This is a genomic window from Streptomyces malaysiensis subsp. samsunensis (assembly GCF_024519315.1).
Lineage (GTDB): Bacteria > Actinomycetota > Actinomycetes > Streptomycetales > Streptomycetaceae > Streptomyces > Streptomyces malaysiensis.
Genome location: NZ_JANIIC010000003.1, coordinates 183,217 through 209,382 on the forward strand (window position 1 = coordinate 183,217; position 26,166 = coordinate 209,382).

Here is a 26,166-nt window from a genome sequence, read left to right on the forward strand (position 1 = left end):
GTCGGGACATGCGAAAAGCTCGGTCGGGGTGCGCACGCTGACAGTCGTGTGCGCTCGGCCGACCAGCGGTGAGGTGGAGGGCAGAGCGGTCAGCACGAGCGGCGCGCGCCTGGGCGTGCACATTCCCGGGTGCGAGGCGTACGGCAGCGGGGCGTACGGAAGTCAGCTGGTCCCGCGGGGCGGAATTCGGCGCGATGAAGGTCTGTTCGCCGCTGGATTTCAGCTACACAGCGCGCCGGCCTGGCGCATCGGATCGGCAGGGCGCCGCTGCGTGAACCGCGGAGAGATCGGCATGTCGCTGAAGCTATCCACGACGCCGAGAAAGGGTCAAGCGCGCGTTCGCGTTAACAGCAGGCGGCAATGACGACTTCGTACGGCTGCCATGTACGCGTTACACGGCCCTCGGGGCCATGTCACGGAAGCCGAGCAGGGCGCGCACCGCCTCGATGGTGGCTGTGGTCAGGGCGGGGTCGCAGCCGCCGCGGGCCCGGGCGCTGAGACCGACCGGGGGGACGGCGGGGAGGTCGTGGCATGGAGTGAGGCCATCGGGGTACGGGCCGCGGGTGTCGCGTACGGCCGCGGTGAGCACGGGGAGGATCTGGTCGGCGCCGTGATCGGTGGCGCCGACCACGATGGGGACCGCGTCGGCCGGGCCCTCCCCCATGAGCCGGCGGAGAGCGGCGTCGTGGGTGCCGACGATCTGCTGGGCCTCTTCCAGAAGCCGGGTGCCGTGGTCGGTGAACCGGGTCTTCCGGCCGTCACGTTCGACGATGTGCACATCATCGTTGGACGGCCGGCTCCGGCCTCGTGCATTCTGAGGTCATGCCGCGTACAGCGTTCGTGGCGGCCGCCGGGCCGCGCACTCACCGCACCGGGTCCGGTCCGTCGGCCGCCGGACCGGTGGTGTGCCGTGCCACGGGCGCCACGCTGACACGACGGCGCGTGGTCGATTTCGGCCGCACCGGTGCCATGCGCTGTCGCTGACTCAAGGTTTCTTCGCCGCGCTCGTCGGTTCTTCGCCCGCTCGCCGGGCCTGTTCGGCCCTCCCCGCTTCCCCATCCGAGCGCCTGCACACCTGCGCGCCTCCGCGTCGGGAAGCGCTCCCGGCGCCTGCTCCTCCGTCCACACCCGCACGGCCGCTCCCCCGCTCTCGCGTGCGGGTGGCGCCACTGTCGATGAATCGAGTTCTCATGTCCTCTGCTCAGCCTGTCCGCTCCTGGGACGAACCAGCGGGAATCGCCCCGCGCGGCACGCTCGTGCTCCTCCCCGGTCGGGGTGAACACGGCGGTGTGTACGAGCGGTTCGGCCGCCGGATCTCCGCCGACGGCTATCGCGTCCGTGCCCTGGGCGACGCCTCGTCCGGCCCCGAGGCGATCGCCGGGACGGCCACCGAGCTGTTGCGCGACGAGACGCTCCCGGGCCCCCGCGTACTGGTCGGCTCCGACACCGGGGCATCCCACGCGGCGCGGCTCGCCGCCCTCGGCACCTCCGGACTCGACGGGTTGATCCTCGCCGGACTGCCGACCGGGCCGGGGCAGTCCGAAACGGCCGCTTCGGACTGGGAGGACGAGCTGGAGCGGCGCACCGCCTGCCCCACGCATCGGGGCAGGCTGACCGCCGACCCCGCGTTCCGGCGCGGCGCCCTGGCGGGACCGCCAGCGCTGGAGTCGCCCACGCTGGAGGGGATCTCCGTTCCCGTGCTCGGGCTGCACGGTACGGAGGACACCGTCAGCCCCCTCGATGAGGTCCGTCGCGCGTTCCGCGGCCTGCCCGGCGCGGAGTTGGTGAGTCTGGCCGGCACCCGGCACGACGTACTCAACGACGTGACGCACCGCACCGCCGCCGCCACGGTGGTGCTCTTCCTGGAGCGGCTGCGGCTGGCTCCCGGCCCGACGCCCGGCCCGGCTCCCGGTCTGGCGCCCATCGCCGTCACGGAGGCCCTCGTATGACCGCCCCCCGTCCTCACCACTCCGGCCGAGCTGTACTCCCGGCTGTGCCACGGCGGTCCGGCACGCGTCGTCCTGGACGTACGGTGGCGGCTCGGCGATCCGCTCCACTCCGTCCGCTCCTTCCGCGGGCTGGTTCGTCCTGGACAAGCACATCGAGGTGCGGAAGGACGGCGGCGTGGTGGTGGACCCCACCGCGCGGGAAGCGCCCGAACGGCCCGTCGACCAGTTCTCGGCGGGGCTGAGCGGCCCGTACTCCGCCGGTGCGGCCGCCGCCGCGTGACCGCGGACCGGTGTGGCGGTCAGCCGTCGAACCCTGCCGGCAGGACACCGGCGCGGGACGGCCCACGCACCGCGCTCGCGACCAGTTCGCGGACCCGCGCCGCGGGGACGGTGCTGCCGGGGTCCTCCGAGGTCCACCGGAACCAGTCCTTCGGGCCGAGTCCGGCAGGTGCCTCGCCGCGATAGGGCTCGACATACACCGGGGTGTTCGGTTCGCTGCGCCAGCTCTCGGCGAGTGTGCCGATGTCCACCGCGTCGTATCCGAGGGTGTCCAGCAGACGCGTGGCCTCTTCCTTGGCCCTTGTGTCATCGCCGGCGATGGGCAGGGCGCTGCGGTCGGGTGCCCCGGCGGGCCGGGCGAGGGTGAACAGCTGGTGGAAGCCGATGTTGTTGAACGCCTTGACCACGGACGAGCCCGTCAGATGGCGCTGGAGCAGGCCGCTGGAGGTGATGTCGTCCGCGTCGAGCTCGGCCATCCGGCCGTCACGGTCGGGGTAGTAGTTCATCGTGTCCAGCACGGTCTTGCCGTTCAGCGCGTCCGCGGGGATCTGCTGGTAAGCCTTCAGCGGGATGGTCGCCACCACCAGGTCTCCGGCGTGTGCGGCTTCCGCGGGGGTGGCCGCACGGGCGTGGTCACCCAGGTTGTCCACGAGTTCGCGAAGGGTTTCGGGCCCTCGCGAGTTGCTGAGGACGACGTCGAGCCCCGCGGCGACGGCCAGCCGGGCGAGGGATGTACCGATCGATCCACTGCCGATGAGTCCGAGTGTTCGCGTCACTGTGTGCTCCCTTCCATGCGCCGCCGGTCCAGCTCGTCATAGCGCGCCCGCATGGCCTCGCTGGCGGCCGGACCGGCGGTGAACGTGTACATCTTGCTGTCGTCGAGGCGTTTGCCGGTGCGCGCGTCGACCACGACCGGTTCGGCCTCCTCGCCGGTTTCCGCGTCGACGAGGATCATGGCGCGGGCCTCGGGGGCGAGGTGCTGATTGCCCCAGGCCGCCAGGGCGACGATCACCGGCCGCAGGGAGCGCCCGCGCTCGGTGAGGACGTACTCATGGCGGACCGGGTTGGTCTGGTACGGCCGCCGCTCCAGCAGGCCGTCGGCCACGAGGGTCTTCAGCCGGGCGGTGAGCATGCTGGTGGAGATGTTCAGGCTCTGCTGGAACTGGTCGAAGCGCGTATAGCCATCGAAGGCGTCGTGGAGTATCAGCAGCGTCCACCACTCGCCGACGTGCTGCACCGTGGTCGACAGCGGACACTCACGGTCCTCCAGCCGGATCCGGCTCGGCATGACACCCTCCCAGGGTTACTGCTAAAGTAGAAGTCACTAGCTTCTATTTTAGCAGTTGCTGGTCCGGCCGTCCTGGCCGCCATGACAGCAGCGCACGCCCACCCGCTTAAGAGGCAACCCATGAAGACTTGGTTCATCACCGGCGGCACCCCCGGAGGATTCGGCATGGCCTACGCCGACACCGCCCTGGAGAGGGGTGACCACGTCGTGCTCACCGCCCGCCGCCCGCACCTGCTCGACGAGTGGGCGAAGAGCCACGGCGAGAAGGCGCTCGTGCTGCCGCTGGACGTCACCGACGCCCAGCAGATCCACGACGCCGTCACCGCCGCCGTGGAACGGTTCGGCGGCATCGACGTCCTGGTCAACAACGCCGGCCGGGGCTGGTACGGCTCCGTGGAAGGGTCGCCCGACGCCGACATCCGGCGCTCCTTCGAGCTGAACTTCTTCTCCGTCACCGCGGTCCTGCGCGCCGTCCTGCCGGGCATGCGGGCCCGCCGCGGCGGGTGGATCGTCAACATGTCCTCGGTCGCGGGGCTCAGGGGCGTGCCCGGCTTCGGCTACTACAGCGCCGCGAAGTTCGCCCTCGAAGGTCTCACCGAAGCGCTGCGTGAGGAAGTGACGCCGTTCGGCATCAAGGTGCTCGCCGTCGAACCGGGCGCCTTCCGCACCCGCGCGTACGCCGGATTCGCCGCCGAGCCGGTGGACGAGACGGTCGACGCCTATGTGCCGTTCGTCGAGACCGTCCGCGATTCCATGATCGGCCAGGACGGTACACAGCCCGGCGACCCCCACCGCGGAGTGCGGGCCGTCCTGGACGCCATGGAACAGGACACCCCTCCTCGCCGGATCGTCCTCGGCGGCGCGGGCTACGATGCCGTCCACGACCAACTCGAAGGCATGCTCAAGGAGTTGCGCGCCTTCGAAACCGCGTCCCGCGGCGCGGACTTCCCTCCCGCGCCCGCGCAGTAGCCGCTGCGACCGAGCCCACGCAGATCCCGCCGGAGCAACACCCCTTCCTGGAGCACATGTGCCCACCGCAGACGAGCTGATCAGCCCCGACGGCATCCGCCGCCTGGCTGCCATCCTCCAGAAGTCCTCCCCCGCCCCCTCACGCTGGCAGTCCGTGGCCGACAGCTCAAGGACGCTGGGGCCCCTCGGCCTCAGCGAACGGGCGCGGTCCGTGGCCGACGCGCTCCTGGCCGACTGCGGCCGCGACTACGAACGCCTGGCGCACGCGGTGCGCAAGGGCCTGACACACCCGGACCTGACGGGCTGGATGATCTGGCCGGTCGGCGAAGCGGTCGCCGTGGCGGCCACCGAGGCCGCCGACGGCAAGCACTTCGACGACGGCCTCGACCTGCTGGCGGAGCTCACCCCACGCCTGACGAGCGAGTTCGCCCTGCGGACATTCCTCAACCAGGATCTGGAACGCACGCTTGCGGCGGCGCTGGCCTGGACGGACTCCCCCGACCCGGCCGTACGACGGCTGTCGAGCGAGGGCAGCCGTCCCAAACTCCCCTGGGCGCGGCAGGTTCCCGAGCTCAACCGCGATCCCGGCGCCACCGTTCCGGTGCTGGACAAGCTGCACTCCGACATCTCGCCGGATGTGCGCCGCTCGGTGGCGAACCACGTCAATGACATCTCCCGCCTCGACGCCGAACTCGCCACCAAGGTGGCCGCCCGGTGGACGCACAACCCGGCGCCCACCACACCGGCGCTGGTGCGTCACGCCATGCGCACCCTCGTCAAGAAGGGCGATCCGGCAGCCCTGGAGCTGGTCGGTTTCCATGGCGGCCGCGAGGATCTCCAGGTGGTCGGGCCGCTGCTGACGGAGACGGCGATCCCCCATGGCGGAACCCTCGTTTTCACCGCGAGCGTCACCAACGTCTCCGACCGGCCCGTCTCCCTCGCCATCGACTACGTCGTTCATCACCTCAAGGCGAACGGAAAGCTGGCACCCAAGGTGTTCAAGCTCACCAAACGCGATCTGGCTCCCGCGGAATCCGTTGATGTGACGCGCAGCCATTCATTTCGCCCCATCAGCACACGCGTCTACTACCCGGGCGCCCACGCCGTGCAGCTTCAAGTCAACGGTCATCAATTCGGCCTGACGGAGTTCAGGCTCCTGGAGAGCGCGGAGTAGAAGCCCCACGCGGGCGGGTGCGAGGGTCAGGCGCAGAACCCGCCGTCGACCGGCAGTATGGCCCCGCTGATATGGCTCGCCCGGTCGCTCAGCAGGAACGCCGCGCTCGCCCCGACCTCCGCTCCCGTTCCGGCCTTGCGCAAGGGCGTGGCCGCGATCCGTGCCTCCACGCCACCGGGGATGGCCCGCCGGGTCTCGGCGAGCATCGGGGTCTCGGTCGGGCCGGGAGCCAGCACGTTCACCCGGATTCCGAGCGGTCCGAAGTCGTGGGCGGCGGTGCGGGTCAGGCCGATGACCGCGTGTTTGGTGGCCTGGTACGCGCCCATGCCGGAGCTGCCGCGGAGACCGCCGATGCTGCTCACGTTGACGATCGAGCCGAAGCCCTGCCCCTCCATGACACGTACCTCTTCACGGATGCACAGCCAGGTGCCCTTCACATTCACGGCCATGATCCGGTCGAAGTCCGCTTCCGGGACCGCGTCGAGGCGCCCGCCCTGGGTCATCGCGGCGTTGTTGAACGCGCCGTGGAGCCGGCCGAACCGTGCGACGGTGGCGTCGACGAACCCGGCCACGCTCGCCGCGTCGGAGATATCGCCCGTGGTGAAGGCCACATCGTGTCCCTCGGAGGTGAGTTGCTCGGTGAGGGCGGCGAGCGGCTCCTTGGTGCGTGCGACGAGCATGAGGGCGGCGCCGTCCTCCGCGAGGACACGCGCGGCATCGGCCCCGATCCCCGCGCTGGCCCCGACGAGAAGGATGACTTTGCCGGCGAGCGGCGGAGTGCTCATGAGACCGTGCTCCTGTCGGTGTCCGTGGCGCCGCGCAGCGCGAGCATCGCCCGGGCGTCGGCGGGGGTGGCGATCGGCAGGTCCAACTCCTCGACAAGCGACCGGATCTTCCTGACCTGCTGGGCGTTGCTCTCCGCCAGCCGTCCCCTGCCGATCCACAGGCTGTCCTCGAGCCCCACCCGCACATGGCCGCCGAGCAGGGCGCTGTGGGTGCCGAAGCGCATCTGGTCACGGCCGGCCGCGAAGGCGGAGAAGGAGTAGTCGTCGCCGAAGAGCTTGTCCGCGATGCGCACCATGTGGTCCAGGTTCTCGTGATCGGCGCCGATGCCGCCGAGGACGCCGAACACGCCCTGGATCAGCAGGGGTGGTTTCGCCAGGCCCCGTTCCACGAAGTGGGCGAGCGAGTAGAGGTGTCCGATGTCGTAGCACTCGTACTCGAACCGGGTGCCGGACTCACCCAGCGTGCGCAAGGCGTGTTCGATGGCGTCGAAGGTGTTGATGAACGGGCGGGAGTAGGACGTGAGCACATGGGGCCTCTCCCAGTCGTGCTTCCAGTCGGTGACCCGGTCGGCCATCCCCGAGTACACGAAGTTCATCGAGCCCATGTTCATCGACGCGAGTTCGGGCCGGACCCGGACGGCACCCGCCAGGCGCTGCTCCATCGTCATCGCCGGTGAGCCACCGGTGGTGATGTTGATGACGGCGTCGGTCCGCGCGGTGATCCACGCGATGATCCGCTCGAAGACCTCGGGCTCGAAGGTGGGCTGCCCGTCCGGCCGCCGGGCGTGCAGATGTACGACGGCGGATCCCGCCTCGACCGACTCGACCGCGGCCTGGGCCACCTGCTCGGCGGTCAGCGGGAGGTAGGGGCTCTGGGACGGCACGTGTACGGAGCCCGTCACCGCGGTGGTGATGATGACCTTCTCGGCCGCCCGCATCAGTTCTTCTCCTCTGTGATGGTCATGTGTCGTCGTCTCCTGTCGTCCGGATCGTGTGCGGGGGCGCGAGTGCCCGGTAGGCGTCGAGTTTGGCGTCGTCGAGCCGGCCGACCAGGCTGATGGCCACCTGGGTGGCGCCCGCGTCGTACTGCCGCCGCACCGCCTGGCGCACCTGGTCGGGTGTGCCACAGGCGACGAGGGCGTCCACGAGCCGGTCGGAGCCGGGTGGTGCGAGGTCGGCCTCGGTGAACCCGAGGCGGGTCAGCTTGGCGATCTGGTGCGGCAGCGTCAGGTAGTAGGCGAGGCGTTCGCGCGCCACTGCGCGGGCCGCGGCACGGTCGCGGCCCACCACCGCCCATTGGACGACCGAGAGGAACAGGTCGTCCCCGATCGTCTCGCGCGCCCAGCGGGTGTGCTCGGGTGTGACGAGAAAGGTGATCAGGCCGTCGGCGCGCTCGGCGGCGAGGCGGGTGATCCCGGCCGAATACGCGCCGAGCACCCGTGGCACCGCCGCCCGGCTGCCGCCCCGGCGGGCGATGGTCGCGTCGACCTCGTCGAGGTAGTCGCGCAGGAACGACAGCGGGCCGACACCCCGCTCGCGGACCGCGCCGCTGACCCCGAGCCCCAGCACATAGCGCCCGGGGTAGCCGGCGGCGAGGTCCCGCGCCGCCGACGCGGCGGACTTCGGCACACGTTCGAGCGCGCGGGCCACGCCGTTGCCCACGATCATCCGGTGTGTCGAACCGAGCGCGAGCGCCGCGGTGGTGAACGCTTCGCGCCCGGCGACCTCGGGGATCCAGACCATCCGGTGGCCGCCCTCTTCGAGGGCCCGGAGGAAGCGCACCGCTCCCTCGTGGTCGAGGTCGTCCAGTTCGGCGACCGACAGCGCCGCGCGGGGCAGGGAGAGCGTCATCGGTGCCCGTCCGCTTCCCGGAACGCCGTGACCAGCCCGCGCGCGGTCTCCGCCAGCATCGAGGTGTCATTGCTGAGCAGGACGAAGTCGCAGCCGTCGCGCACCGCCCGCGCGGCGCGCTCGGGCACACCGCCGAACGCGAGCCCGCAGAGCTTTCCCGCGGTGTGCGCGGCTTCCTCCGCCGAGCTGATCAGCTCCAGCACCTCGGGCGAGGCCGGTGTGGAGCCCATCGACATCGAAAGATCCGCGGCGCCCACGAACACCGCGTCGACGGAGTCGAGGGCCAGGATCCGCGGTGCGGCCTTGATGGCCTCGACGCTTTCGAGCTGCGGAATGCACAGCACATCGTCGTTGCCGGTGGCGAGGTAGTCGGCACCGGGGGCCAGCCCCCACGCCCCGGCCCGGCTGGTGCCGCCGGCGCCGCGCACCCCGTGGGGCGGAAACCGGCAGGCCCGCCCGACGGCCGCGGCCTCCTCGACGGTGTCGACGTGCGGCACGAGGATGCCCATGGCCCCCGCGTCGAGGATCTTCTGGATCGTCGAGGCCGTCTTGTCCGGCACCCGTACCAGGGGCACCATGCCCAGCGCGGCGGCCGAGTTGATCAGCCGGTACGCGGTCTGGAGGTCCAGCGGCGCATGCTCCAGGTCGATCACCACGAAGTCGAACCCGGCGTATGCCATGATCTCGGCCGGCTCACCCGAGGCGATCTTCAGCCAGGTGCCGAGCGGGGTGGTGGCGCGGTCCGGTGCGAACAGCCCGGCGCCTGTGCGTCGTGGCGCGCTCATGGCATCGGGTAGTCGTCGGCGTTGAGCACCCAGCCGGGTTTCTCCGAGAAGTCGGTGCGTGGCGGGCTGAAGATGTCGATCAGCTGGTTCACCTCGGGATCGCTCGCTTCGGAGGTGTGCACGGTGGGCGGTGGAATGATCGCGAGGGACGGGCTGCCGAGCCGTACATGCTCGTCGTCGCGCCACTGGGAGCTGTCGCCCAGCCAGGGGGTGCGGATGTGGTGTACGTACTGCCCCCGCACGGCCAGCGACAGCTGCTCGAAGTCGTCGTGGGTGTGCGGTGAGAGCTTGTGCGGGTCGCGCGGCCCCTCCAGCTCGGGCAGGAAGTTGACCATGAAGGACCGGGTGCGGAAGATACGGCCGAACCGTGCCGGGTCCTCCGGCACCCCGGCCAGCGGGTAGAACCGCACGGCGGGTCCGCCGACGGGCTCCGGCCACCGCTCCAGCAGTGCGACGCGCGGGTGGTCCGCCGCGTACGCTCCGGCGTTGGCGGCCCGGTCCCGCCACGCCGGCTCGGCGGCCTCGACCAGGCGGATCAGCGGGCCGTCGCCGTGCACACTGATCCGCGAGGCACCGGGCGGGACCACGACGAGTCCTGGCGTATCGACGCGTGTGCTCCCGTCGCCGGTGACCACCGTGAAGGCGGGAGAGGCGCCGGTGACCACCACGGCGAGCTCACCGTCGAGCGTCCCGTTGTCGAGGTCGTCGCCGGTTCGCGCTTCGGTGTGCGCCAGCACCACGTTCTGGGCGCGGACGACCGCGGTACGGGCGTCCGGTGTCGCGGCGCCGGGCGGGGCGAGGCGGTGCAGATCGAAGTACTGGGCGGCGGCTATCGCGGCACCGCTGTCCGGCCGTGGCGCGGTCGCCGTCGCGAGCGAGGAGCGGGGGTCGTCCTTTTCGTACACCGTGGTGTCCTTTCGCTCAGGTGTCGAGGTTGAGCAGATAGGCCGGGTTGTCGCAGGCCATGCGCCGCAGGTCCTTCTCCGGCAGGCCGAGGTCGAGCAGCGCCCCGGCGACCCGCAACCACGCGTCCACCGGTTTCGGGTTGACCGCCTGGCCGAAGTCCGAGGCCAGTACGGTGTGCTCGGGGCCGAGCGCCTCGATCCAGGTCAGCAGCCGCTTCGGATCCCTTTTCTGGGTCCCCTCGGGGTCGTACATGCCGACCTCGTGCTCGATGAACGCGCCGAGTGCGATGAGCTCGCGGCACAGGTCGGGGTCGGCGCCGATCACATAGTCGGGGTGGCTGACGACCATCCGCGTCATGCCGCGGTCCTTCGCCGCCCGGAACAGCGTGCGGATGTACTCGGGGTACATATGACCGCCGTTGACGACGGCTTCCTGCTCCTTGATCTCGTCGAGTATCTCGGCCGCCTCGGGCTTCAGTTCCCCGTTCTCGTCGACGATGTCGATGCGCTCCAGGGTCAGGGGCACGGTGGTGGTCGGGAACGCCCCGTCCTCGGGGTGGCAGTCGATGTGCCGGCCCGAGGAGATGGTCGGGAACCAGACGACCTTGCCGCCCATCCGCAGACACATGCGCACCGCGTGCACATTGAGACCGCCGACGGTGCTGTTGAGGGCGATGCCACCATAGGCGGAGGCGGCGACCCCGGCGAGGCGTCCCTTCATCGCCAGGATGTCCATCTGGGTGTTGTGATGGTGGGACTTCGCGACCATGGCGCGCATCCCGATCCTGGCGCCGTCCTGTGCGGCTTCGACATGGTCGAGGCGACGCGGAAACGGGCTGGGGCCGGAGTGGACATGCATATCGACCAGGCCGTCCAGGACGGAGGCGATGGCAGGACGTTCCCTCATAGGAAACCACCTCGGTTCGTATTGTGAATTCGCGTTTCACTGTAGACCGCAAGTCAACCCCTTGCAGCACTCTTGTGCGACTCAAGTCACAACTTTAGGGTGGTCGACAGTTCGCTTCGTGAACACGCAGTTCGCAACGCGCCGCATGTGGCACCTCAGAGCTGCGGGCAGCCAGCAACCGATCCGGAGGACGCGATGTCCCCACTGCCCCCCGCAGAGCAGCAGTCGGCGATCTTGGACGACGACGCTCACCCGAACACCCCGCACGGTCCGGACACCGCCAAGGCGCGCGCCGCGGTGCGCGGCGGGGCGTTCGCCTACTTCGTCGACCAGTTCGACATCTATCTGCCGATCGTGGTGCTCGCGCCCGCGACGGACTACTTCCAGTCGGCGCATCTGAGCGCGAGCACCACGGCCCTGCTCGCATCGCTGGTGTTCGCGTCGACACTCATCGGCCGCCCACTCGGCGCCATCATCTTCGGCCACTTCGCCGATACGGTCGGCCGCAAACGCACCACACTCGTCGCGGTCGGCGGCTTCGGCGTCATCACACTGATCACCGCATGTCTACCGGGCCACGAGACGATCGGGACATGGTCGGTCGGCCTGCTGATCGCGCTGAGATTCATCGACGGGATCTTCCTCGGCGGTGAGTACACCACCGCGGTGCCCCTGGCGATGGAGTGGAGCCCACGGCACAAGCGCGGGCTCTACGCCTCGGTCATCACCTCGACCTCCCCCGCCGCGTACGCGATGATCGCCGCGCTCACCCTGCTGTTGCTGCAAGCGATGCCGTCCACCGGACTGCACAGCAGCTATGTGCAGTGGGGCTGGCGGATACCCTTCCTGGTCGGCGCGGTGCTGTCGGCCCTGTTGTTCCGCTACTACCTCAAGCAGGTGCACGAGCCGCCGCCCGAGTACACCGGGGAGCGGCACAAACTGCCGTTGGTACAGCTCCTTGTGCGCTATCCGAAATCGCTGGCCCAGGTGTTCGTGCTGATGACCGGCACCTGGCTGGCCACCAATATGGAGGCCGCCGTGACCCCCGGGCAGCTCAAGGAGCACCTTGCGCTGTCGAGCAAGCAGGTCACGCTGACCATGCTCGTGATCAACGCCTCCGCCGCGCTGTGCTACCCCCTCTTCGGACTGCTCTCCCAGCGCATCGGGCGGCGGCGGTTCTACATCGGCTACGGGCTGTCGGTCATGGTGATCGGCGCCGGATCATACGCGCTGCTGATGGTGTCCGACGGCGGCCTGGGCGCGGCCGTCGGCTGGGGTGTCATGATCGGCGTCTTCACCGTCGGCACATTCGGCCCGATCGCCGCGTATCTGACCGAGCGGTTCCCGGCGAGCATCCGTTCCACGGGCTACGGCGTCGGGTACAGCCTCGCGCTGATCGCGCCCGCGTTCTACCAGTTCTATCTGCGGCAATTCGACGGCGTCATGCCATCACACCTCGCCCCGGCCGTCCTGATCGCACTCGCCGGCGCACTGATCGCGTTCGGTGGCTTCCTCGGCCCGGAGACGAAGGACGTCGACATGGCCGATGACAGCACGATCCCGAAATTGGCCTGACGCGGCACCACCCGGCTCGGCGCCACCCGGCCCGGCCCCGTACGACCAGCGGCCGCTCTACACCGCCCGCCGGTCGAGGTCGTCGGGCCGGTAGTGGCCGCCGAGCTCCTGGGTGAGGGCACGCGCGGTGTCGACGACGACACGCAGCTCGGGGGTGTCGTCGGCCATCGACAGGGTGTTGTCCGGGCCGACGATCGCGATGGTGGCGCAGATGCCGTACTCGTCGAAGACGGGCGCGCCCACCGCGACGACACCGGGAGTGCTCATCGCGGAGCAGTGTCCCACCGTGCGCACCCGCTCGACATCGGCGCGCAGTTCCTCCCGCGCCTGGCCCGGCAGATTCGCCATCAGCCGTTCCATCGACAGCTGGTCGGCGTGGTACGCGAGGAAGACCTTGCTCTGCGCGGAATCCAGCGGCAGATGACTGCCCACCCGCACGGACACCACGACCACGGCGGAGATGTTCTCCTCGACCCGGGAGACCACCGGTCCGGTGAGGCCCCAGAGGCTGAGCACCACGGTCGTCTGCGTGGCGCGCGCGAGCGCCCTCATATGGCGCGGGGCGAGGTTGATGACACTGCGGTGGCCGATGGCGAAGGCGCCGAGTTGCAGCAGCAGACCACCGGGCACATAGCTGCCCTCGGCGTTGCGCTCGAGCAGCCCCGCCGCGACGAGGGATGTGCAGTACCGGTATGCGGTGGTGCGGTTCAGGCCGAGCCGCTCGGCCACCTCGACGGCGGTCATTTCCGGAGTGGCGGGCTCGAACAGCGACAGGATCTGGCTGACCCGGCTCACCGCCTGGATATCGGCTTGGTCGCCACGGTCCGCGCGCGTGGCGTCGGACGACCGTGTCGACTTGCCCATGGGGAGCCTCCGCCGGATGGTGATCGAGAGCCTGACAGCGTGTTCACTTCGTGAACCTGAGCATGTTCACGAAGTGAACCTGATGGTCAGGCTACCCGAGTCGACCACGGTTCGTCGCTGAAGGGCAGCGCTCCCGGCCACCGCCGAACTCAACGGGAGTTCGGGCCGGTTCGCGTTCAGGAGACGGGTGCGTGGTGGTAGTCCGCGGTGGCGAACGCCTTGCCCAGCTTGACCAGAGACTCCGGGGCGTCCAGGCGCTCCATGACCGCCTCGACGAACACGAGCCGGTCGCGGTTGCTCTTGGCCGCCGCGAACGCGGCGGCCAGTGTGTCCTCGGTGTTCGCCTTGGCAGTGATGGCCAGGTCCTGGGGGTCGAATGCCTCGACCAGCCGGTCGTAGCGCCAGGTGGCGATGTTGTTGCAGCTCGCGTCCGCGCCGAGGATGCAGCGCTCGACCGTGTAGCCGTCGTTGTTGATCAGGATGATGACGGGGTGGAGCCCGTTCCGCAGCACCGTGGAGAGCTCCTGCGCGGTCAGCTGGAAGGAGCCGTCGCCGATCAGCAGGATGTGGCGGCGGCCGGGCGCCGCGAGCGTGGTTCCCAGCAGCGCCGGAAGCGTATAGCCGATCGACCCCCACAGCGGCTGGCCCACGAAGGTGCAGTCGCGCGGAAGAGGCAGTTCGGCGCATCCGTAGTACGCGGTGCCCTGGTCGGCGATCACCACGTCGCCGGGCTCGAGGAACGCCTGGAACTGCTCCCAGAAGCGCTCTTGGACCAGCCGGGCCGAGCGGACGGGCTCGTACGCCTGCCCCCTGGCGCGGCGCTGGAGGAGCGAGGTGATGGCGGAGGGCTTGTGGATGCCGGTGCCGGCAAGGGCCAGCAAGGCGTCCTTCATCGACACATGGGCGTACTGGGTGTTGCCGACGGCGGCGCCCGTCGGATGCAGTGCGATGACCCGTGACGGGTCGATGTTCTGGGAGAACCCGCCGGTCACCGAGTCGGTGAACTGGGTGCCGAGGGCCAGCAGGCAGTCCGCGTTCTCGATGGACTCCCTGACGTAGGCGTCGCTGAGCTTGCCCGCGTATCCGCCGATGAACTGGTCGTGGTCCTCCGGGAAGACACCCTTGGCGTTGCTGAGGCAGGCGACCGGGCAGGCGATCCGCTCGGCGAGTTCCATCAGCTGGCCGGTGAGGTGGTAGCGGTCGACTTCGGGGCCGACCAGCACGGCCACCGACCGGGCCGCGCGCAGCGCATCCCGCGCCTGGCCCGCGAACTTCTCCAGCTTGCGGGGGTCGCTGGAGGGCTCCAGGAGGGCGAGGGGGGCGGCCGGTGCCTCGATCGTCTCGTAGGCGACGTCCGAGGGCACCATGATGTACACGGGACGCTTGAGCAGCCAGCAGAAGCGCAGCACCCGGTCGATCTCCGAGGCGGCGTTGTCACGGGTCAGGATCGCCTGGGCGACGGTGTACTCACCGGCGCACTTCGCGGCACGGGTGAAGTCGCCGTCGCCGGCCGTGTGGTGGACCTTCTGCTTGCCCTCCACGACGAAGGTGGCCGGTGTCCCCACGATGGAAACGACGGGCACCGATTCGGCGTACGCGCCGGCGATGCCGTTGAGGGCGCTCAGCTCGCCCACGCCGAAGGTGGTCACCAGCGCGGCGATCCCGTTCAGCCGGCCGTAGCCGTCCGCGGCGTAGGCGGCGTTGAGCTCATTGCAGTTCCCGACCCAGTCGATGCCGTCCATCGCCTCGACCTGGTCCAGGAATTCGAGTTGGTAGTCGCCGGGCACTCCGAAGACATGCCTGACTCCGATCTCCTGTAGACGGCGCAGGAGATAGTCACCCACGGTGCATACGCCCATGACGCGACCTTTCTTGATGCGTCTTGTCGTGCCACACCGGCCTGCCAGTGCCGATGCTGTCACCGGTGACTTCGCCGGGCCACCGGGCCCCGGGACGCGCCCCGCCGAACGGGTGAGCACCGGGCTCGCGCTTCCGGGCGGCCCGGCCGGGCAGGACCGCTGACCGCCGGATGCGCACCTTGGATTCCACGGGAGACGGCCGGTTCGAACCGTGAAACAACTGTCCCGGTTGTTCACGTTCCCGGTCGGACTCGTTGGCCATCGGCAGGTTGTCCGGACGAGTGGGCCGATCACAGTTCCCGGTGTGAGTGCGACCAGGTATCTGGAGATCGCGGAGCGGTTGTCCGCCGAGCTGGCCGAGTGTGCCCGTGGCACACGGGTGGCCAGCGAGGCCGAGATCGCCCGGCGGTTCGGCGTGGGCCGGGTCGCCGCACGGGCGGCCGTTCAGGAATTGGAGCGCAGGTTCGTCGTGCGCCGGACCCAGGGGTCGGGCACGTTCGTCAACCGGCGGATCGACTACGTCATCTCGCGCAGCGTCCCGCCGTCGTGGTCCGCCACGATCGCCGCGGCCGGCGCCACACCTCGCGCCCTGGTCAAGTCGGTGCGCCCACGGACTTCTCCAAGATGACGACGCCCACGCTCGTGGTCACCGGCGACAAGGACACCTCGCCTCATCTGACGGTTCGGGGCGCGGAATGGCACGCCGATCCGTACACCCTCTCCCCCGGCCCCAAGTCGCTGCTCACCCTGTTCGACGCGGAGCACGGGCTCGGCGGGGTCTCGGGATATGACGTCGCCGAGACGACGGACGAGAGCCCCGAGCGGGTGTCCGTGGTCCAGCGGCTCACCTGCGCCTACCTCCGCACGCAGCTCTCCCCGGGGGATTCCGCTTGGCAGACGGCGTGCGAGGCACTGACGGCCGGTCCCGATCCGCTCGGACGAGTCGAGTCCAAGTAGAGCCGTTAGGAGCGACCGCCGGATGGGATCACATCATCCCGGGCGAGAAGCCGGAACACGCGGTCCCGCCAGGGGATGTCAGTAGCCGCGCGGCGTCAGCGAGCGCTGCCGAGGTTCCGGTCGGCGTCGGCGCCCTCGATCATGAGAGTGGTCTCCTCGATGCGGCGGAAGCGCCCGTCAGGGGCGAACTCACCGAAGAGGTAGACCTCCGTACGCACGGTGGAGCCGTCGGTCTTGGCGACGTCGATGATGTGACGGTCCGCATAGCGGTCGCCCAGGGCGAGTTCGTCGAGGACCTGGACCGAGCCACTGGCGACGATCGTGCGCAGATGTGCGATGTGGGCCACGAACTCACCACGGTCGTCCCAGCGGCCGTCGGTGCGCTGACGGTAGTCGGGAGCGAAGTGCCGATCGACGGCCTCGGTCAGTTCGAGACCGGGCATGAGGAGCAGATCGGTGAGGGCGGCGGCGATGTTGGTGCGAGCGGTGGGGGTGGAGGTGGCCATGAGGGTGCCCTTCGGTATCGGAAACGGAAAACCGCGTGCGTCGAGCACGCATCCCGTACCGCATATTGCGTGCCCCGCGCACGCTAATCTTGGTGTCATGCCGAACGATGTGGGACACGAGATCGCCGACGCGCTGGGAACGCTGCTCAAGCGCAGCACCCGTGAGCAGATCCACCGACGCCTGACCGAGGGCCTGGGCGAGGCCGTGGACGAGGTCACCTACCCCGTTCTCAGCGGGCTCGCCCGCACCGGGCCGCGCAGCGCCGCGGGCCTCGCCGACGAGATCGGCCTGGACCGCTCCGGCGTCACCCGCCGCGCGACCCGCCTGGAGGAAGCCGGCCTGCTGAGCCGGGAACCCGACCCCGGCGACCGGCGCGCCACCCTGCTCACCCTGACCGAAGCCGGGCGGCAGGCGATCGAAACCACCCGGCAGCGCCTCGCCGCGCATATCGAGGACTCTCTCGCCGCCTGGCCACCCGGCGAGGCGCGGGCTTTCGCCCGGCAGCTCCACCGCTTCGTCGACCACGGGCCCTTCACCTCATAGCGCGAGGCGAGTGCGGGCGGTTCAGGAGAGCCAGTCGGCGTAGCGGGTGGAGGCGAGGTGGGCGTCCATGTCGGTGAGGACGTCACCCTTGACGGCGGCGAACATACCGGCGGTGGGGTCGATGACGACGGGGCGGTCATCGCCCTTGTGGGACAGGGTGATCCGGCCCAGTTCGTCCAGGGGGAAGATCTCGGGGCCCGCGATGTTGCGAATGCCACGCAGCGGGGTGCCCGCGGCGACCCCCGCCACCGCGGCGGCCACATCCTTGGCGGCGATGGGCTGGATCGGCGTGGCGGGCAGCCGGACGGTGTCGCTGTCGGCGGTCCAGGACAGGACCGACTCCATGAATTCCATGAACTGCGTCGCCCGGACGATCGAGTAGGGGATCGGCCCGGCGGCGAGGATCTCCTCCTGGAGCGTCTTGGCCCGGTAGTAGTCCAGCTCGGGCACCTGGTCCACGCCGACGATCGAGAGGATCACGAAGTGGCCGACCCCGGCCTTCTGGGCCGCGGCCAGGAGGTTGTCCATCGAGGTCTGGAAGAAGGCCGGGGAGGCTTCGTCGAAGGTCGGGGAGTTCGTCAGATTGACGACGACATCGGCCCCCGCCACCGCCTCGTCCACCCCCTGGCCGCTGATGACGTCGACTCCGGTGGACTGCGAGTGCGGTACCGCCTCATGTCCGGCGGCGTTCAGATTCTTGACGACCTGCGACCCGATCAGCCCGGTACCGCCCATGACCGCGAACTTCATGACACGCCCTTCGTCGAGGTATGTCTGCGACATGACGTAATGCCCCGATACAGGCATTGCATGCACCGCATATCGGAACAATTCGAACGCCCAAGGTCAACGAGCGGAAGCGGGCGCGATGTGCGCACGGTGGGGGTAGCGTCGCGGGCTCTCCTGGTCCGGGCTCGTTCGGCCCGGACTCCTCCGGTCCGGGCTCGCCGGGCGGCACACGCATGAATCCGCACATGGGGAGAGCATCATGGCCAACAGCACCGCACCGACTCCCGCCACTCCAGGCGCCCTGGTGGATCCACTCCTCAACCATGGCGCGGCGTTCACGCAGCCGGAGCGGGACGAGTTGGGCCTGACCGGGCGGCTGCCGTCCCGGGTACTGACGCTGGAGCAGCAGGCGCAGCGCGCCTATCAGCAGTTGGAGGCTCAGGGCAGCGACCTGGCGAAGAACGTGTATCTGGAGCAACTGCACGACCGCAACGAGACTCTGTACTACAAAATACTCGGCGAGCATCTCGTGGAGCTGTTGCCGATCGTGTACGACCCCACGGTGGGCGAGGCGATCGAGAAGTACTCCCATGAGTACCGCCGTCCCCGAGGCGTCTTCCTCTCCATCGACCAGGCGGATGCCATGGAGAAGGCTTTCTCCACGCTTCAGCTCGGGCCCGAGGACGTGGACCTGATCGTATGCACCGACGCCGAGCAGATCCTGGGCATCGGGGACTGGGGCGTCGGCGGGATCCAGATCTCGGTCGGCAAACTGGCCGTCTACACCGCGGCGGCCGGTATCGATCCACACCGTGTCATCGCCGTGTCACTGGATGTGGGAACGGACCGTGAGTCACTGCTGAAGGACCCGCTGTACCTGGGCAACCGGCACCGCCGGGTCCGCGGCGCCGACTACGACGCGTTCATCGAGAAGTATCTGCGGACGGCCTCGTCGATGTTCCCGCGCGCCCTGTTGCACTTCGAGGACTTCGGGCCCAGCAACGCCCGGCGGATCCTGGAGACGTACGGCGGCACCTACCGGATCTTCAACGACGATATGCAGGGCACCGGTGCGATCACCCTGGCCGCGGCCCTGTCGGCGGTCAAGGTCAGCGGTGTGCCGATGCGCGACCAGAAACTCGTGGTCTTCGGCGCGGGCACCGCCGGGGTGGGCATCGCCGACCAGCTCCGCGATGCCATGATCCGCGACGGGGCGAGCCCCCAGCAGGCCACCGCACAGGTCTGGCTGATCGACCGGCAGGGCCTGCTCACCCGTGGCATGCCCGATCTGCGGGACTTCCAGCGGCCCTATCTGCGCGACCCGGCGGAGGTCGCCGGCTGGGCGGCCGACGGCGGCGCGATCTCGCTGCTGGAGACGGTGCGCCAGGTCGAGCCGACGATCCTGCTGGGCACCTCCACCGTGCACGGGGCGTTCACCCGCCAGGTGATCGAGGCCATGGCCGCGGGCACCGAGCGCCCGATCGTCTTCCCGCTCTCCAACCCGAACTCGCGCATCGAGGCCATGCCCGCCGACATCATCGCCTGGTCGAAGGGCAAGGCCCTGATAGCGACCGGCATCCCCGTCCCGCCCGTGGAGTACGACGGGGTGACGTACCGGATCGCACAGGCCAACAACGCGCTGCTGTACCCCGGGCTGGGCCTGGGCACGATCGTCTCCGGAGCGTCGACGGTGACCGCGGCCATGCTGCTCGCGGCCGCTCAAGCGGTGGCCGACCAGGTCGATCTCACACAACCGGGCGCTTCCCTGCTGCCGCCGGTGGCGAGCCTGCGGGAGTCCTCGGAGGTCACCGCAGCCGCCGTGGTCAAGGCGGCGGTCGGCGAGGGGGTCGCCACCAGCACGTCGGCCGATCCCGCCCAGGCCGTCCACCAGGCCATGTGGGAGCCGGTCTACGTCGGCGGAGCGGCGTGATGACCGCGCGGCAGCCCGCCTCGGGCGGGGGCGACGGCGCCCCGGAGATCCTCGACCTGCCCATCGGCCTGCACGCAACCGGCACTCGCCGGGAGACCGACTCGATGGGCGCCATCGACGTCCCGGCGGACCGGTACTGGGGTGCGCAGACACAGCGGTCCCTGATCCACTTCTCCATCGGGGACGACCGGATGCCCAAGGCCGTCTACCACGCCTACGGCCACGTCAAGAGGGCCGCCGCGATCGTCAACGGGCGGGCCGGGCGGCTGCCGGCCTGGAAGGCGGAGCTGATCGGGAAGGTGGCCGACGAGGTCATCGCGGGCAAGCTGGACGATCACTTCCCGCTGTACGTATGGCAGACCGGGTCCGGGACGCAGTCCAACATGAACACCAACGAGGTGATCAGCAACCGCGCGATCCAGCTGGTCGGCGGCGAGTTGGGCAGCAAGACGCCCGTCCACCCCAACGACCACGTCAATATGGGGCAGTCCTCGAACGACACCTTCCCCACCGCCATGCACATCGCCGCGGTCCAGACGGTCCACGAACATCTGCTGCCCAGCGTGCGGGGGCTTCGACGGGCGATCGAGGCCAAGGTGGACCAGTGGCACGACGTGGTGAAGATCGGCCGCACCCATCTGGAGGACGCGGTCCCGCTCACGGTCGGACAGCAGTGGTCCGGCTACACCCACCAACTGGCCCAGGGAGCCGGCCGGGTGGCCCGGTGCGCGGAAGGGCTGCATGAGCTCGCCGCGGGCGGTACGGCGGTCGGCACGGGGCTGAACGCGCCACCGGAGTACGGCGAGCGGATCGCCGCCGAGATCGCCGCGGCGACCGGTTATCCGTTCACCACCGCCGACAACAAGTTCGCGGCCCAAGGCGGTCTGGACGCCATGGTCGACGCCTCGGCCGGGCTGCGGGCCCTCGCCGTGCCGCTGATGAAGATCGCCAATGACATCCGGTGGCTGGCCTCGGGACCCCGCTGCGGCCTGGGCGAACTGGACCTCCCGGCGAACGAGCCGGGATCCTCGATCATGCCGGGCAAGGTCAACCCGACCCAGTGCGAGGCCATGGTCATGGTCTGCATACAGGTGCTGTCCGAGGACCAGGCGATCGCCTTCGCCGGTTCACAGGGCAACTTCGAGCTCAACGCCATGCGCCCGGTCATCATCAACAACTTCCTGCACGCGGCCACCATCCTCGCCGACGCCTGCGACAAGCTGCGCGAGTACTGCATCGAGGGCGCCGAGCTCAACCGCGACCAGATCGACGATTACGTCAACCGGTCCCTGATGCTGGTCACCGCGCTCTCCCCGGCCATCGGCTACGACAGAGCCTCGACCATCGCGCACAAGGCCGACGAGGAGGGCACCACGCTGCGCGAGGCCGCGCTGGCCTCGGGTTTTGTCAGCGCGGAGGATTTCGACCGCATCGCCGACCCCGCCGCGATGGCGCGAAGCTCCTCCTCCTGATCCGAGCCGTCGCCCCCCTGATCCCGGCCGCCGACGAAGGCCGTCACGACGGCAGCCACGACGGCCGTCACGACGGCCGGACCGCCGCGCTCGTGCGGGCCGTCGAGTTCCGGTTGTAGATATATGCGACTGTGTTGCTCGGAAGGTGCGATTCCGCACCTATGTCGTGCCACACTATGAGTGGCCCTCACCGCATCCCCCGTCGGTGAGGGCCACTTCATGTCCGGCCAGGGCTGGGCAGCGGAGTCTGGCACGGCTGGGCGCGGAGCCCGTCGAGAATGATCGCCAGATAGCGTCGCCACAGCCCGGAGGGGCGTTCGCCCGGCAGAGCCATGACGGCGTCGATCATTGCGGCGATCGGCGCGATATCGGTCTCGGTGACCCCGTCCCGCAATGCGCCTTGGGCGCGGGCCCGTGCCACCAGAGCCTCGCAGTGGGATGCGACCTGCCGCCGCGCCCGAGCGAGGCCGGTGCCCTCGACCGCGCCACGGCGCATCAACTCGCGCAGCCCACGGTTGTGCGCGGCCAGCCCCAGGGCTCTCTCGAGGAAGCCGGCAAGAGCCGCGAAGCCGTCGTCCTCGGCCAGGGCCTTTCGCGCCATCGCCGCGATCTCGTCCAGCTCTTCGGTGAAGACGGCCTCAGCGAGCGCCCGCTTGTCGGGGAATTTCCGGTAGACGGTGCCGACTCCGAGCCCGGCATGGTGCGCGACATCGTTGAGCGTGGCCTGAAGTCCGCGTGCGGCGAAGACCTCGCGCCCGGCCCGGAGGATGCGCTGACGATTGAGTTCGGCATCCCGCCTCAGCGGACGCGCCCCCGCCGCGGCAGGTTCCCCGCCTTCCCTCTGTCCGCCCATGGACTGCCTTTCCGATGACGCGACCGACCCATAACCGGATACAGCATATCCGTTTCATGCTACGGTCCTGTCCCCGAAGAAGCGGATACCAGATATCCGGATCGTGGTTCTGGAAAGGGCCAGGGATGCAGACTGTGGTCATCACCGGAGGAACCGACGGGCTCGGAAAAGGGCTCGCACTGCACTACCTGCGCCGAGGAGCGCGCGTGCTCGCCGTGGGCAGCACGCCCGCCAAGGGCGAGGCACTTCTGGCCCAGGCGGCGACCATCTCGGCCGCCGGCCGCGCGGTCTTCCTGCAGGCCGATCTGACGTCGGTCGCGGCGACCAGGGGCCTGGTCGCCACGGTGGAGAGCGCCTGCCCCTCGGTGGACAAACTCATCCTGTGCGCCCAGCGATACCGGCTCTTCGGCTCCCGTACCGTCACCCGCGAGGGGTTCGAGCACAGCTTCGCCCTCGCGTACTTGAGCCGCTACGTCCTCGGCCACGGCCTGCGCACGGCACTGGAATCCGCGCCACAGCCGGTCATCATGAACGTGGCGACCCCCGGTATCCCGTTGGGCCGGATCCACTGGGACGATCCCCAACTGACGTGCCGCTACAGCGGCTTCAAGGCCACGTTGCAGTCCTTCCGCGCCAACGACCTGCTCGGCGTGGCCTTCGCCGCACTGCACGCCGACACCCCGATCCGCTACGTCGGCTACAACCCGGGCATGGTGTCGACCGGCATGCCCGACCACCTCCCGCAACCGCTCCGCACCCTCACCAAGGCGTCCTTCACCCTGCTCGCCACTCCGGCGGCAAAGGCCGTCACCCCGATGGCCCGCCTCCTGGACGAACCGCCGCGCGAACGCTTCAGCGCCTACCGCACCACACGCCGACTGCCCTTGAAAGGCCCGGCATTCAACCAGGCCGACGCACTGCGCCTGCACCACCTCACCCACGACCTGATCAACGCGGTGTGAGAACGCAGACCAGCAAAAGCGCCATGGAATCGCGGTCGTACACACTCCGCGCCCGCACGGTTCAAGGGGTCAGCTGGGTTTGGGTCGCAGCCGTGGGGACGAGGTCGCGGCGGATGTACCACTCGGTGGACATCAGCCTCTCCCGGTCGGCCGGCGGGAGCCCCGCAAGCCGGCCCGGCAGCGCTCCCCGCTCCACTTCGGTGCGATGGGCGAATACAGCGCTGATCTTCCGCTCGAGCCAGGGACGCACATCGACCGTCGCCGTGACCCACTCGTCGGGGACGCTGTACATCGCCCCGTTCTCCCGGACCAGACGTGCGCCCAGCGCTTGTGCGGCGGAGTGCGGGTGCGTGGCCAGGTAAAGGGCGCTCGGCCGCCAGGGGATGCCGGCGTCCGGGTAGAGGTGGTCCAGCCCGGCCGCCTCGACCGCGAGCGTGGTTACCCGGTGGGTGTGGACATGGTCGGGATGGCCGGTCAGCCCGCCGTAGGCGTCATGGGTTACAACGATCTCCGGGCGCACTTCGCGGATGTGCGTGACCAGCCGACGCACCGACTCATCGAGCGGCGCGTCGCGGAACCGGACACTGCCCGGGGCCGACTGTGGCACCCGGGCGTCGGCGTAGCCGAGCATCCGCGGCTCGCCCGCGCCGAGGATGCGGAGCGCGTCGGCCAGCTCCGCGGCGCGCCGGGTGTCCTCCGCCCAGGTCGCCGTGACGACCGCGGTTCGCGCTCCGTCGGCCGCGTGGCGGGCGAGCACACCGCCCGCCGACAGGGACTCGTCGTCCGGGTGGGCGAAAACCGCGAGGAGGCTCGGAAGGGACATCGCCGCATCATCTCCGGTGGGGAAGTCAGGAACTCAGCGTGCACCCGCCACGAGCTCCTGGTGGACGAAATCCACCAGGAGCTCGCGCATGGTGCCGATGGTCATACCGGGCACTCCCGTCAGCACCTGGATCGCCGCGCCGTCGGTGAGTGAGGTCAGCCGCAGCGCGACAACGTGCGGATCGGCGTCCGCGCGGAAGATTCCCTGCCGCTGGCCGCGCTGGACGATCCGGCGGACGGTCTCCTGCCAGCGTGCGTAGTACTCATTGTGGGCCGGGCGGAACTCGGGGCGGATGGTGGCCTCGGCCCAGTACTGGAGCCAGATGGACCACTCGTCACGGACCTGGCCGACCCGCGGCAGCTGCATGTCGATCAGCTTCAGCAGCCGTTCATGTGCGTTGTGGACGGCGCGCAGCTGGGTGGACTGGCGGGCGAAGGCCCGGTCGACGCAGTACTTGAGGGCTTCTGCCAGTACGTCGTTCTTGCCGGGGAAGTAGTAGTGCACCGTGCCGGTGCTGGTGCCGCAGACCTTGGCGACGTCGGAGATGCGCACGGCGTGGAAGCCCCGCTCGGCGATCAGCTGCCACGTGGCGTCGAGGATCCGTGCCCTGCGATCCTCATCGCTCCTGGGCTCCGCCTTGGTCCCTGTGGTCACATCGTCTCCCCGTGGTTGTCGGTTCCGGCTCCCCCGTCCGCGTCGGCACTCAGCGTCCGGTCGGTCATTCTGACTGAAGCGTCAGCTCCTCAGCAAGTCCCGTGACCATGGTGAACTCCCGTCCGCTGCTGGAACTTTCTTGCTGCGACCTCTCGACGTCGGTCTCGCCCGGAGGGCTAACTGACGCATCAGTCAAACATGTGGCTCACCCATCCCTGGCACACAGATCGAGGAGGCTCTGTGCGCACTGACCAACCCGTGCCGCCGATCAGCGGGCTACGCCCGGATGTCCACACCGGCAAGGTCGCGCTGGTGACCGGCGGGGGCACCGGCATCGGCCGGGCCACCGCACTGGACCTGGCCGCGGGCGGCGCGCGTGTCGTGATCTGCGGGCGCCGCAAGGAGCCCCTGGCGGAGGCCGCCGAGACGCCGGTACTCCGGGTCGGTCCAGGCCCTGGCGACGACCTTGGCCCCGTTGAGCGGGCCCACGTTCGTCTCGTAGGTGGTGATGATCTTATCCAGCACCTTCGGGTCGATCAGGCCGCGTTCGGTGAGCAGTTGCTCGAGCGCCTCGGTGCGCAGGGCCACGGGAAGGGTCTCCTCGGGGCCGCCAGCGGTGGTGGTCATGGGGTGGTCTCCAGGTAGCTCTCGAACAGCTCAACGGTGAGCGCAAGGGTTCGGCGTCGGCGCCCCACAGCTCGCGCGAGGCGAATCGCACGGAGTAGACGTGTTGCGGGTTCTCGCCCTGGAAGTGGGCGTTGGTGTCCGGCAGCACGGAAGCGGGCCGCACGGCCTCCACAATTCCGGTGTGCCCCCGTACGTAGCCCGGCAGCCGGGTGTGCCCGGGCACCGACATGGCCCTGGCCCGTACGCGACGGCCGACGGTGAAGGCCGGCGCGGTGTCCATGGAACGCAGGGATCCCTCGGCGGTGGGCGTGTAGTCGGGTACCGCGGGCTCGGGGATCGGCGGCTCCGCCACGTGTTCCCCCCGCAGATTGCGGGCGCGGGCGTCGATCGCACCGGGCGCCAGGATGGCGCTGTCGGTGAGCATCAGCTCCCCGCCGTTGAGCCAGCGCCCGAAGTAGCCGTCGTCCAGGTAGGCCGCCCGGTCCAGACGCTCCAGCGCGTGCCGGAAGGCATCCGTATTGGCACCGCCGCACGCGACGCGGCCGGAGAGAATCGCCAGCGCGAAGGCACGGCCCTGCCAGGGCTCGTCGAAGACCGGCTCATCATGTCTCGGTGGATGAACGGCACCCCATCCCGGGGTGCCGCCCATATCGGCAATGCCCTCCATGACACCACTCCACAAATAACCGCATACCGGATTGATCGCCACGAATCGTATACGCCGGGCGTCACCCTTGCCGTGATGACGTCGCGGCGCGCATGCCGGGCCGGTGGGCCACGCGACCGATCGCCGCCACCGACCGGGCACACGGCGGCCCGGTCGCGGCCATTCACCGAGGAGCGAAAAAGGGACGGGCAATCCATGCCGCTGACATCGCAAAGATTTTGCCGTGACCCACATCACAGGCCGCAACTCTCT

Annotated in this window: 26 protein-coding genes and 3 pseudogenes; 11 read left to right on the plus strand and 18 right to left on the minus strand. The window is 69.7% G+C overall.

What is annotated here, in order from left to right; genetic code table 11:
- Positions 1–391: 391 nt before the first annotated feature.
- Entirely contained in the window at positions 392–778 is a 387-nt protein-coding gene (locus tag NQU54_RS03730) for a hypothetical protein (protein ID WP_257629737.1), read from the minus strand.
- A gap of 412 nt (positions 779–1,190) precedes the next feature.
- On the opposite strand from NQU54_RS03730, the gene NQU54_RS03735 reads away from it, so the two are divergent.
- Positions 1,191–1,949, plus strand: coding sequence for an alpha/beta hydrolase (locus NQU54_RS03735; RefSeq protein WP_257629738.1), 759 nt, complete (start codon positions 1,191–1,193; stop codon positions 1,947–1,949).
- 299 nt (positions 1,950–2,248) lie between these two features.
- On the opposite strand, the gene NQU54_RS03740 is transcribed toward NQU54_RS03735, so the two are convergent.
- Together NQU54_RS03740 and NQU54_RS03745 are read right to left on the minus strand one after the other, a co-directional pair.
- The gene (locus tag NQU54_RS03740; protein ID WP_257629739.1) at positions 2,249–3,004 is read right to left on the minus strand and encodes an NADPH-dependent F420 reductase; all 756 of its coding nucleotides are present in this window, start codon (positions 3,002–3,004) and stop codon (positions 2,249–2,251) included.
- Entirely contained in the window at positions 3,001–3,516 is a 516-nt protein-coding gene (locus NQU54_RS03745) for a winged helix-turn-helix transcriptional regulator (RefSeq protein WP_173963367.1), read from the minus strand. The genes NQU54_RS03740 and NQU54_RS03745 overlap by 4 nt, the downstream gene beginning before the upstream one ends.
- A 120-nt stretch (positions 3,517–3,636) precedes the next feature.
- Here NQU54_RS03745 and NQU54_RS03750 point away from each other — a divergent pair, with 120 nt between their 5' ends.
- Together NQU54_RS03750 and NQU54_RS03755 are read left to right on the plus strand one after the other, a co-directional pair.
- On the plus strand, positions 3,637–4,485 hold the full coding sequence (locus tag NQU54_RS03750; RefSeq protein ID WP_257629740.1) for an SDR family NAD(P)-dependent oxidoreductase: 849 nt from the start codon (positions 3,637–3,639) through the stop codon (positions 4,483–4,485).
- Positions 4,486–4,543: 58 nt separating this feature from the next.
- Positions 4,544–5,659 carry a DNA alkylation repair protein gene (locus NQU54_RS03755; protein ID WP_257629741.1) on the plus strand — a complete coding sequence of 372 codons (1,116 nt, stop codon included), beginning with the start codon at positions 4,544–4,546 and terminating at the stop codon, positions 5,657–5,659.
- Between the two features lie 26 nt (positions 5,660–5,685).
- On the opposite strand, the gene NQU54_RS03760 is transcribed toward NQU54_RS03755, so the two are convergent.
- Genes NQU54_RS03760 through NQU54_RS03785 form a run of 6 tightly spaced genes read right to left on the minus strand, consistent with a single transcriptional unit; the run spans position 5,686 to position 10,892 of the window.
- Positions 5,686–6,444 (minus strand): SDR family NAD(P)-dependent oxidoreductase, encoded by a 759-nt coding sequence (locus tag NQU54_RS03760; RefSeq protein ID WP_257629742.1) that lies wholly within the window; start codon positions 6,442–6,444, stop codon positions 5,686–5,688.
- A complete protein-coding gene (gene kce, locus NQU54_RS03765) occupies positions 6,441–7,382 on the minus strand; it encodes a 3,5-dioxohexanoate:acetyl-CoA acetone transferase (protein WP_257629743.1) in 942 nt (313 codons plus the stop codon). The genes NQU54_RS03760 and kce overlap by 4 nt, the downstream gene beginning before the upstream one ends.
- A gap of 22 nt (positions 7,383–7,404) precedes the next feature.
- On the minus strand, positions 7,405–8,295 hold the full coding sequence (locus tag NQU54_RS03770; RefSeq protein WP_257629744.1) for an LLM class flavin-dependent oxidoreductase: 891 nt from the start codon (positions 8,293–8,295) through the stop codon (positions 7,405–7,407).
- Positions 8,292–9,080 (minus strand): HpcH/HpaI aldolase family protein, encoded by a 789-nt coding sequence (locus tag NQU54_RS03775; protein WP_069862588.1) that lies wholly within the window; start codon positions 9,078–9,080, stop codon positions 8,292–8,294. Before NQU54_RS03775 ends, NQU54_RS03770 begins: the two co-directional genes overlap by 4 nt.
- The gene (locus tag NQU54_RS03780) at positions 9,077–9,985 is read right to left on the minus strand and encodes a cupin domain-containing protein (RefSeq protein ID WP_257629745.1); all 909 of its coding nucleotides are present in this window, start codon (positions 9,983–9,985) and stop codon (positions 9,077–9,079) included. The genes NQU54_RS03775 and NQU54_RS03780 overlap by 4 nt, the downstream gene beginning before the upstream one ends.
- Before the next feature lie 16 nt (positions 9,986–10,001).
- The gene (locus NQU54_RS03785; RefSeq protein WP_167499754.1) at positions 10,002–10,892 is read right to left on the minus strand and encodes a DUF6282 family protein; all 891 of its coding nucleotides are present in this window, start codon (positions 10,890–10,892) and stop codon (positions 10,002–10,004) included.
- A 195-nt stretch (positions 10,893–11,087) separates the two neighbouring features.
- Between NQU54_RS03785 and NQU54_RS03790 the strand changes: the two genes are divergently transcribed.
- Positions 11,088–12,467 (plus strand): MFS transporter, encoded by a 1,380-nt coding sequence (locus tag NQU54_RS03790; protein ID WP_102933369.1) that lies wholly within the window; start codon positions 11,088–11,090, stop codon positions 12,465–12,467.
- Between the two features lie 57 nt (positions 12,468–12,524).
- On the opposite strand, the gene NQU54_RS03795 is transcribed toward NQU54_RS03790, so the two are convergent.
- Together NQU54_RS03795 and NQU54_RS03800 are read right to left on the minus strand one after the other, a co-directional pair.
- A complete protein-coding gene (locus tag NQU54_RS03795) occupies positions 12,525–13,331 on the minus strand; it encodes an IclR family transcriptional regulator (RefSeq protein ID WP_257629746.1) in 807 nt (268 codons plus the stop codon).
- A 176-nt stretch (positions 13,332–13,507) separates the two neighbouring features.
- Complete coding sequence (locus NQU54_RS03800; protein ID WP_257629747.1) at positions 13,508–15,190, minus strand: alpha-keto acid decarboxylase family protein; 1,683 nt, start codon at positions 15,188–15,190, stop codon at positions 13,508–13,510.
- Positions 15,191–15,494: 304 nt separating this feature from the next.
- On the opposite strand from NQU54_RS03800, the gene NQU54_RS03805 reads away from it, so the two are divergent.
- Together NQU54_RS03805 and NQU54_RS03810 are read left to right on the plus strand one after the other, a co-directional pair.
- The gene (locus tag NQU54_RS03805; RefSeq protein WP_257629748.1) at positions 15,495–15,818 is read left to right on the plus strand and encodes a GntR family transcriptional regulator; all 324 of its coding nucleotides are present in this window, start codon (positions 15,495–15,497) and stop codon (positions 15,816–15,818) included.
- Positions 15,800–16,147 (plus strand): annotated as a pseudogene (locus NQU54_RS03810) (chlorophyllase); the annotation flags it as partial. The gene NQU54_RS03805 and the pseudogene NQU54_RS03810, both read left to right, overlap by 19 nt.
- A 95-nt stretch (positions 16,148–16,242) precedes the next feature.
- Here NQU54_RS03810 and NQU54_RS03815 read toward each other — a convergent pair.
- A complete protein-coding gene (locus NQU54_RS03815; RefSeq protein ID WP_257629749.1) occupies positions 16,243–16,653 on the minus strand; it encodes a nuclear transport factor 2 family protein in 411 nt (136 codons plus the stop codon).
- A gap of 97 nt (positions 16,654–16,750) precedes the next feature.
- Here NQU54_RS03815 and NQU54_RS03820 point away from each other — a divergent pair, with 97 nt between their 5' ends.
- On the plus strand, positions 16,751–17,197 hold the full coding sequence (locus tag NQU54_RS03820; protein ID WP_257629750.1) for a MarR family winged helix-turn-helix transcriptional regulator: 447 nt from the start codon (positions 16,751–16,753) through the stop codon (positions 17,195–17,197).
- Positions 17,198–17,218: 21 nt separating this feature from the next.
- On the opposite strand, the gene NQU54_RS03825 is transcribed toward NQU54_RS03820, so the two are convergent.
- Complete coding sequence (locus NQU54_RS03825; RefSeq protein ID WP_257629850.1) at positions 17,219–17,947, minus strand: SDR family oxidoreductase; 729 nt, start codon at positions 17,945–17,947, stop codon at positions 17,219–17,221.
- Positions 17,948–18,185: 238 nt separating this feature from the next.
- Between NQU54_RS03825 and NQU54_RS03830 the strand changes: the two genes are divergently transcribed.
- Together NQU54_RS03830 and fumC are read left to right on the plus strand one after the other, a co-directional pair.
- Complete coding sequence (locus NQU54_RS03830; RefSeq protein ID WP_257629751.1) at positions 18,186–19,856, plus strand: NAD-dependent malic enzyme; 1,671 nt, start codon at positions 18,186–18,188, stop codon at positions 19,854–19,856.
- The gene (fumC, locus tag NQU54_RS03835; protein ID WP_257629752.1) at positions 19,856–21,328 is read left to right on the plus strand and encodes a class II fumarate hydratase; all 1,473 of its coding nucleotides are present in this window, start codon (positions 19,856–19,858) and stop codon (positions 21,326–21,328) included. Before NQU54_RS03830 ends, fumC begins: the two co-directional genes overlap by 1 nt.
- 217 nt (positions 21,329–21,545) lie before the next feature.
- Here the strand turns inward: fumC and NQU54_RS03840 are convergent, their stop codons facing one another.
- Entirely contained in the window at positions 21,546–22,181 is a 636-nt protein-coding gene (locus tag NQU54_RS03840) for a TetR/AcrR family transcriptional regulator (protein WP_257629753.1), read from the minus strand.
- A 125-nt stretch (positions 22,182–22,306) separates the two neighbouring features.
- Between NQU54_RS03840 and NQU54_RS03845 the strand changes: the two genes are divergently transcribed.
- Positions 22,307–23,143: an SDR family NAD(P)-dependent oxidoreductase gene (locus tag NQU54_RS03845; protein WP_257629754.1), complete on the plus strand. Its 837-nt coding sequence runs from the start codon at positions 22,307–22,309 to the stop codon at positions 23,141–23,143.
- A 61-nt stretch (positions 23,144–23,204) separates the two neighbouring features.
- On the opposite strand, the gene NQU54_RS03850 is transcribed toward NQU54_RS03845, so the two are convergent.
- Both NQU54_RS03850 and NQU54_RS03855 read right to left on the minus strand, forming a co-directional pair.
- Positions 23,205–23,966, minus strand: a complete 762-nt coding sequence (locus NQU54_RS03850; protein ID WP_257629755.1) for a PIG-L deacetylase family protein — start codon at positions 23,964–23,966, stop codon at positions 23,205–23,207.
- A 33-nt stretch (positions 23,967–23,999) separates the two neighbouring features.
- Entirely contained in the window at positions 24,000–24,620 is a 621-nt protein-coding gene (locus NQU54_RS03855) for a TetR/AcrR family transcriptional regulator (RefSeq protein WP_257629756.1), read from the minus strand.
- 198 nt (positions 24,621–24,818) lie between these two features.
- On the opposite strand from NQU54_RS03855, the pseudogene NQU54_RS03860 reads away from it, so the two are divergent.
- Positions 24,819–24,986 (plus strand): annotated as a pseudogene (locus NQU54_RS03860) (hypothetical protein); the annotation flags it as partial.
- A gap of 120 nt (positions 24,987–25,106) precedes the next feature.
- Here the strand turns inward: NQU54_RS03860 and NQU54_RS49950 are convergent.
- Both NQU54_RS49950 and nthB read right to left on the minus strand, forming a co-directional pair.
- Positions 25,107–25,160 (minus strand): annotated as a pseudogene (locus NQU54_RS49950) (hypothetical protein); the annotation flags it as partial.
- Positions 25,135–25,914: a nitrile hydratase subunit beta gene (nthB, locus tag NQU54_RS03865; RefSeq protein WP_257629757.1), complete on the minus strand. Its 780-nt coding sequence runs from the start codon at positions 25,912–25,914 to the stop codon at positions 25,135–25,137. The pseudogene NQU54_RS49950 and the gene nthB, both read right to left, overlap by 26 nt.
- Positions 25,915–26,166: the final 252 nt, after the last annotated feature.

Excerpts from the sequence above, each read along its gene's own strand:
- NQU54_RS03790 (WP_102933369.1), top strand. The coding sequence starts at position 11,088 with ATGTCCCCACTGCCCCCCGCAGAGCAGCAGTCGGCGATCTTGGACGAC.
- NQU54_RS03850 (WP_257629755.1), bottom strand. The coding sequence starts at position 23,966 with ATGTCCCTTCCGAGCCTCCTCGCGGTTTTCGCCCACCCGGACGACGAG.
- NQU54_RS03770 (WP_257629744.1), bottom strand. The coding sequence starts at position 8,295 with ATGACGCTCTCCCTGCCCCGCGCGGCGCTGTCGGTCGCCGAACTGGAC.
- NQU54_RS03820 (WP_257629750.1), top strand. The coding sequence starts at position 16,751 with ATGCCGAACGATGTGGGACACGAGATCGCCGACGCGCTGGGAACGCTG.
- NQU54_RS03795 (WP_257629746.1), bottom strand. The coding sequence starts at position 13,331 with ATGGGCAAGTCGACACGGTCGTCCGACGCCACGCGCGCGGACCGTGGC.
- NQU54_RS03745 (WP_173963367.1), bottom strand. The coding sequence starts at position 3,516 with ATGCCGAGCCGGATCCGGCTGGAGGACCGTGAGTGTCCGCTGTCGACC.
- fumC (WP_257629752.1), top strand. The coding sequence starts at position 19,856 with ATGACCGCGCGGCAGCCCGCCTCGGGCGGGGGCGACGGCGCCCCGGAG.
- NQU54_RS03735 (WP_257629738.1), top strand. The coding sequence starts at position 1,191 with ATGTCCTCTGCTCAGCCTGTCCGCTCCTGGGACGAACCAGCGGGAATC.
- NQU54_RS03750 (WP_257629740.1), top strand. The coding sequence starts at position 3,637 with ATGAAGACTTGGTTCATCACCGGCGGCACCCCCGGAGGATTCGGCATG.
- NQU54_RS03760 (WP_257629742.1), bottom strand. The coding sequence starts at position 6,444 with ATGAGCACTCCGCCGCTCGCCGGCAAAGTCATCCTTCTCGTCGGGGCC.
- NQU54_RS03845 (WP_257629754.1), top strand. The coding sequence starts at position 22,307 with ATGCAGACTGTGGTCATCACCGGAGGAACCGACGGGCTCGGAAAAGGG.
- NQU54_RS03785 (WP_167499754.1), bottom strand. The coding sequence starts at position 10,892 with ATGAGGGAACGTCCTGCCATCGCCTCCGTCCTGGACGGCCTGGTCGAT.
- NQU54_RS03825 (WP_257629850.1), bottom strand. The coding sequence starts at position 17,947 with ATGAAGTTCGCGGTCATGGGCGGTACCGGGCTGATCGGGTCGCAGGTC.
- NQU54_RS03815 (WP_257629749.1), bottom strand. The coding sequence starts at position 16,653 with ATGGCCACCTCCACCCCCACCGCTCGCACCAACATCGCCGCCGCCCTC.
- NQU54_RS03830 (WP_257629751.1), top strand. The coding sequence starts at position 18,186 with ATGGCCAACAGCACCGCACCGACTCCCGCCACTCCAGGCGCCCTGGTG.
- NQU54_RS03775 (WP_069862588.1), bottom strand. The coding sequence starts at position 9,080 with ATGAGCGCGCCACGACGCACAGGCGCCGGGCTGTTCGCACCGGACCGC.
- NQU54_RS03840 (WP_257629753.1), bottom strand. The coding sequence starts at position 22,181 with ATGGGCGGACAGAGGGAAGGCGGGGAACCTGCCGCGGCGGGGGCGCGT.
- NQU54_RS03800 (WP_257629747.1), bottom strand. The coding sequence starts at position 15,190 with ATGGGCGTATGCACCGTGGGTGACTATCTCCTGCGCCGTCTACAGGAG.
- kce (WP_257629743.1), bottom strand. The coding sequence starts at position 7,382 with ATGCGGGCGGCCGAGAAGGTCATCATCACCACCGCGGTGACGGGCTCC.
- nthB (WP_257629757.1), bottom strand. The coding sequence starts at position 25,914 with ATGGAGGGCATTGCCGATATGGGCGGCACCCCGGGATGGGGTGCCGTT.